Here is a 6,551-nt window from a genome sequence, read left to right on the forward strand (position 1 = left end):
TCAATTTAAAATTCAAACGCACCAATTAGTTACAACTTATAGCTAACAGAAAATAAAAGTGCTCTTGGCATAATGTACCTTGAATAACTTGAAATTGAATAATCAGAGAAAGAGAAGTCGTTTTTAACGCGGTTGTCAAAAAGATTATTTGCCGAAAGCTCAAACCCGAACGGACTGTCTTTCTTCTGGTACCGAAGCGAAGTATTGGCCACTTCAAAGAAATTACTTTGATTGGCGTCGTTGGTGTTTTTGAGGTTTTCGTAACTGAATTTGTACACAAAATACTTCAAAAATTCGATAGAACCGCTCGTGTTGAATGCGTCCGTTTTATAATTGACTTGCGTCAAACCATTAAACTGACTGAATCCTTTTTTATAACCCACTTCAATCGTGGGCCAATCGCGTTTTGCTGTTCGTAAAGTTAAGCCGATATTTTGACTGTTTCTATCATTTTTGGTCGTCACATCGTTTAAGGTTTGGGTATAATTAAACCAACTGAAATTGGTATTGATTCCTACTCGAAAACGGTAAATTTTTTTTTCAAAAGAACCGTAAAAATAATAATTGGTTTCTGGATTATCTGTAATTACTGGAGTACTGAACTGATTGATGCCGCTCAAAACCACATCGTTTCGGATGGTTCTCACTTTTTTATTATAATTGGCATTGGCGTACCAATTGATGCCGCGGTACATGTTGTTTTTTCTATAGCTCAAACGTGCGGTATGAAAGCGTTCGTTTCTAAGCAACGCATTTCCACGGTAAACGGAATTGTAACTTTGCAAACGAAAGCGATTGGCCAACAAATTAGCATCTGGAAAATCATTTTCTAATTTGTAATTAAATTCCAATGTTTCCGACTTGTTAAACTCCAGCTCGCTGGTAAATTGCGGTTGAAACAAGGTTTTGGACAATGAATAATTGGCATCCAATTGTTGTGTTTTTAAATCGTACCAATGGAAATACAGTCCCGGTTTATTGGTCCAAATTCCGATTTTAAACTTGTATTCCATGCCAATATAAGCGTCGTTGAGTTGGTAATCCACGTCATTCCCAAATCCTGCTGTTGCAAAATCATTAACTGTTCCGTTGGTTAAAAGTTGTTTTTCTGCCGTGCTAAAATTTGATTTTCCGTAATTGGTTCCCACATTGGTGTAGAGATGATTGAAGTTGTTGATGATCCAATAATGCTTAAACATTGCATCAATACTGTTATTTTTAGTTTGGATGATCTGATTGATGGTGTAACTGGAATCGTCTTGTAACGGAATTAATCCCGCCAAAAATGGCTGATCTGTAAACCATGTATTCTCGGGTGTTTCTTGCTCAAAAGCTTGGTTGATTACAAACGTGGCGGTATGTTTTGGGTTGATACTTTTGTGCCATTCAATGTATTGTTTTACCGAAGTATTATCGGCAGTTTGTAGGGTTTCAAACGTGCTTGTATTGAGATTGGTTGTGGATTGAAGCAGATTAATACCGTCGTTGTTACTGGATTGATATTGTGCATTGTAATACAATTTCTCTTTTTTGGAAGGCGAGTAATCCAGTTTTACATTTCCAATACCTAAAAATGTTTTGTTTTCTACGTCTTGCGTTTTGTTTTCAAACGTCAATGCTTCGTTTTGCAAATATTCAATATTGGACTCTAATTTTTGATCCATAATCACTTTGCTAAAAAGCGCAAAACCGGATACTTCTAATTTTGGCGAAGCTGTGTAACTGAAATTCAATGCCCCAAAATGCGACTTGTTTTCCACCACATCGGTATTATCGTTGGTAAACGAATATAGGTTGGATAATGATTTTCTGCCGGTTAAAAAACTACTGGCGCCAGAGTCAAAACGCATTAAATCTTGATAGGTAAAAGTACTTTTGCCAATATTATTACTGTCGCCAATGAAACTCACATTGCCTTTGGGACTGTAATAAAACAAGGCGGCATGACCGAGGTAGAAGCCGTTATCGCCATCACCTACTTCGGCTCCGGCTTCTACATCGCCAAATATAAATTGCTTTTTATCGGCTTTGAGTTTTACGTTCATTGCCAGATCCTCGGAATCCGACACTTCTTTCATAAAACCAACTTGGTTAAAATTATCAATCACTTCAATTTTATCCAACGCATCGGCAGGAATGTTTTCCACGGCAAGTTTTGTACCGCCGCCAAAAAAGGGTTTGCCTTCCACTAACAGTTGGGTTACTTTTTTTCCTTGAACGGTAACGCCTCCATTTTTATCCACTTCCACACCGGGAAGTTTTTCCAACACTTCTTTCATTTTGCGTTCGTTTCCGTTGGCAAAGCTACCTACATCATACGTCATTGTGTCTTTTTTAATCACAATGGGTTTGAACTCGTGCTTGATGATGATTTCTTTTAAATTCTCGCCTGTGGCTTTGAGCCGAAAATTGTGCGTGGTAATGGTTGAATTGGGTTCAATGATTAATACTTCTTGGCTATAGCCAATGTAGGAAACCACAATTTCGTATTTTACAGCTGCATCCAATTCCAGCCGAAAACGACCTTTGTTATCTGCCATAGCAAACTTGATTCCTGCTTTTTCTTGGAGTGGTTTTGCAATTAAATTAGCCGATTCAAGTGGTTGATTTAAAGAATCAGAAACTACTCCGGTTATTGTTTTTTGGGAAAAAGCGGAGAGGGACAGGAGAATTAGACTTAAAGATAGAAAGAGGGAAAGAGGGAAGAGTTTGAAAACCATAATACTGAAAGAAGATAAAGGGATTTAAGGTTTATGAAATTATCGATTTTTTAATTTTTTTTCAAAAGAAGCTTTTTCAATACGTTTTTGTTTTGGAAGTTTAATTTCAATTTCTACATCAGAAAATTCAATTTTTGAAACTAAAAATGTGATATCATTTTCATTTAATTCTAAAATTAGACCAGGCAGACCAAAGTAATTTTTTGGACCATAAGGATAAGGTAAACTTGGCGCAAACCAAGCTGTAGCTGTTCGTTCTTTTATTTTTTGGTCTCGCGCAAGATATTCAAAAGTATATGTTGCTTTATAACATTGATATTTATCAATTATTTTAGTGTCTGTTGTAATAAGCCATGGCAATATTTGAAGCTCTTGCTCTAGCAAAGTTCCATCTCTATCTAATTCAAGTAATTTATTATTGCTATAATCATAATAATAATCGTAATTTGAAACAATAATTTTCGCTAAAATATTATAAAATCCATCTACATTTTCATCAGCCATTTGTTCAACAATTGTAAAATTTGAATAACTTTTATTAAAAAATATTTTAAATAATTGTTGATTAATCTTTTGATTTGTTGCGGTAACATCTGCATTTAAGCCCATGTCTACGAAGGTACGCGTCACTTTATAGGTAATTTCACCGCTCGCTTTTTGACCGAATATATTAAGGAAACTCAGTAACAAAAGTAAAGTAAAATATTTATTCATTATCTTATTTATAAATTAAAACTGCGATTTAAAAAACTTTAAATCGCAGCACTTAATGACATTAATTATAATTTTCTGATTACTGACTAACTTGCATCAACTGTTTCGTTTTTGGTTTTTCTACTTCTTTTAAGCAGTCAGACATGAATTGTTGATGAACAGCATTTGCTACTGCATCTGACCAAAGTCCTTCTGGGTCATTTTGATCCGCATAGGCGATTGCTTTATCAAAACATTCAAAAAATTTAGGATCATCGGTTAAAATTTTTTTAATATCTGACGTATTCGCCATACTACTTCCTACAAAAGCCATCATTGCAACAGCACTAAAAATAAATTTTTTCATCGTCTCAAAATTTTAAGTTACGCCAGTCGTTATTGACTAACAACTCAAAAATAGAAAAAAAAAAAAAATGCTTATTGCAAAATTTTAATAGTGATTAACATAATATTAACTTAAAAAAATTCTGCAATGGCAAGATACTGTTTTTATTTTGAACGTTTTTAAAGGTAGAAAAGTATTTTTTATCATGATTCATTTTTTGTTCTGTCTTTTTTGCTTTTGCTTTTTCTTGCAATGGTTTTGCAATTAAATTTGCAGATTCTAAAGGTTGGTTTAAGGAATCAGAAACGACGCCCGTGATTGTTTTTTGGGAAAAGGCGGAGAGGGAAAGCAATAAAAAGATTAAAAACTTGTACATTGATAGATTTATTTTCCTAATACCGCTCTTTCAAATTCTGTCTTTTCAATTAATTTCCCAACAGGAATATTAATCTTTGTATCACTTTCAAGCAGTTCTATTTTTGTGGCTAAAAATGTAACCGTATGATCACTTAACTGTAAAATTAGCCCCGGTAATCCCTGAAATTGTTTTGGTCCAAACGAGTAAGGTAGACTTGGTGCGAACCATGCTGTAACAGTTCTACTTTTTGTTTTTTTTGATCTATCTTGATAATCAAAGCTATATGTAGCTTTATAACATTTATATTTATCAATCATTTTACTTTCAGATGATATTTGCCATAAAAGATCAGGAATCTTCTGCTGTAAAAGCGTACCATCAAAAACTTTTTCTATTATTTTATTATTTTTATAATCGTAATATAAGTCTGAATAAGAAACAAAATTTTTAGCCAAATTGTTATAAAAATCATTGTAAACTTCACTATCCATTACTCCTAACATTAAAAAGCTAGTATAATTTTTATTGAAAACTAATTGATATTGTTGTCTTTTTGCCATTTCTAGCATTGTAATTATTTCGGTGTTTTTTCCATTATGTTCAAGGTGAACTTCCTCAATCTCATATGTGACCTTGCCAGAAACAATATTTTGAGCATTTGATGAAAGTAACGTAAAAACGGTCAGAAGAAGAAAAATAATTTTCATAATAAATTAAAGTTACCACTAAAAAAGTTAAACTTAAAACAATATACAACATTTGTTTTTGTTCAAACTTATTATCTTCTATTATACTCTTTTTCCACCTCACTCAATACTTGCTCTTCTTTAAGATTATAGTCGTCAAATAGTATTGATTTTTCGCCTTTAGGTATAACAATTTTTTTTTCATCAAACCCATATTCAATTTTGGTCGCAAGTAACTTATTACTTAAATAACTAATTTCCATTATCAAACCAGGTAAGTTATTGTAATATAGTGGTCCAAAATTATACGGCAAACTTGGACAAAACCATGCTTCTATCGGAAAGGCGGCCTTTCCTTCTACGGTATATTGATGGTCTGTAGCAGTAGCTTTATAGCATAATTGGCCATCTATTATTTTACTTTCATCAGTGATTTTCCAGTTATCAATACTCTTCTTTGAGATTAAATACTCATTTTTCTTAAAGAATATAAAGTTCTCATTATTATTAAATAAAAATTCATTGTTTGAACAGTAAATTGGATTACTGTATTTAGCTTTCGCCAAAACAATTTTTGTGATTAAGTCTGAACTAGACAACCCATTATCTTCTAAAAAAAATGAAATTGAATCGTTGATAAATAATTTAAATTTGATTTCGCCATTTTTCTGATTAATGCTATGGGAATAAACATTTGGTGGTAAATCATCTTCAGCGAAGAATACTGTATACGTTATTGCTACTTTTCTATCTGCTTGTGCAAAACTATTACAAAGAGAAAAAATCATGAAAAGGGTGCTCAATAATTTCATTTGTGGACAAATTTATTTAAAAATTGGCGGTCTAAAATATATAAACCGCCTTTAATTTTGCAGAATTTACGGCTTTATTTCACTTTGAACAGGTGGTTGCGCAGGTTGATTACCTCCATCACCTTCTGTTACTTCTACACATGCTTGAAAGGCTCCAAGTGCAATACTTGTTGCGATGTCCTTATTGTTATTAAATTGCTCCATAGCATTTACATAAGTTGTAAACCATATAATATCGCACTTTGTCATCCTCAAAAGCATCTGAGTATTTTGATTTTCACTTGAAGTTTCACCTTTTGAATACTCCACACTCGATCGAACTTCAGCAATGTTATTCGCCACACTACTTCCCACAAACGCTATCATTGCGACAGCACTAAAAATAAATTTTTTCATCGTCTTAAAATTTAAAGTTACGTTAGTCTTTATTGACTAACAAACCAAAAGTAGAAAAAAAAAAAAATCTAATTGCAAGATTTTAATAGTGATTAACATAATATTAACTTAAAAGTAATTCTGCAACCGCAAGATACTGTTTTTATTTTGAACGTTTTTAAAGGTAGAAAAGTATTTTAAATGGTTCATTAATTTCATTATAATCTTGGTGTTTTTAGCTTTTTCTAATAATAATGGTTTTGTAATACTATTTGCAGATTTTAGGGGTTGCTATGAGTAAGCAGAATACACTCCAGATATTGTTTACTGGGAAAAAGCAGAGCAGGAAAGCAAGAGGATAAGTAAGAGCGATCTTGGCATACTATTATTCTGAAAGGTCTAAAAAGTTAATTATTCCTTTCATTCGCTATAAATTGCTCTAAAGCTAATTCCGATGTAAAAACTTTCGTACAATTATCATGATTTGGAAACTTAAATCGCTCCTTATTAATTGCTTGTATTTCTACTAATCGGATTGTTTTAGAATTATCCGATAATTCT

The 6,551-nt window shown here is 32.6% G+C and carries 6 protein-coding genes; all 6 read right to left on the reverse strand.

Features of this window, described 5'->3' with window-relative positions; all coding sequences use genetic code 11:
• Positions 1-29: 29 nt before the first annotated feature.
• Entirely contained in the window at positions 30-2,720 is a 2,691-nt protein-coding gene (locus tag H602_RS0115945; protein ID WP_026978915.1) for a carboxypeptidase-like regulatory domain-containing protein, read from the reverse strand.
• 39 nt (positions 2,721-2,759) lie between these two features.
• Positions 2,760-3,434, reverse strand: a complete 675-nt coding sequence (locus H602_RS19485) for a GLPGLI family protein (RefSeq protein ID WP_026978916.1) — start codon at positions 3,432-3,434, stop codon at positions 2,760-2,762.
• Positions 3,435-3,513: 79 nt separating this feature from the next.
• Positions 3,514-3,780, reverse strand: a complete 267-nt coding sequence (locus H602_RS0115955) for a hypothetical protein (RefSeq protein ID WP_026978917.1) — start codon at positions 3,778-3,780, stop codon at positions 3,514-3,516.
• A 363-nt stretch (positions 3,781-4,143) separates the two neighbouring features.
• A complete protein-coding gene (locus H602_RS0115965) occupies positions 4,144-4,824 on the reverse strand; it encodes a GLPGLI family protein (RefSeq protein WP_026978919.1) in 681 nt (226 codons plus the stop codon).
• 71 nt (positions 4,825-4,895) lie between these two features.
• Positions 4,896-5,615, reverse strand: a complete 720-nt coding sequence (locus H602_RS0115970) for a GLPGLI family protein (RefSeq protein WP_084404278.1) — start codon at positions 5,613-5,615, stop codon at positions 4,896-4,898.
• A 66-nt stretch (positions 5,616-5,681) separates the two neighbouring features.
• Positions 5,682-6,011, reverse strand: a complete 330-nt coding sequence (locus tag H602_RS0115975; protein ID WP_026978921.1) for a hypothetical protein — start codon at positions 6,009-6,011, stop codon at positions 5,682-5,684.
• Positions 6,012-6,551: the final 540 nt, after the last annotated feature.

The organism is Flavobacterium tegetincola DSM 22377, from assembly GCF_000425485.1.
GTDB classification, from domain to species: domain Bacteria; phylum Bacteroidota; class Bacteroidia; order Flavobacteriales; family Flavobacteriaceae; genus Flavobacterium; species Flavobacterium tegetincola.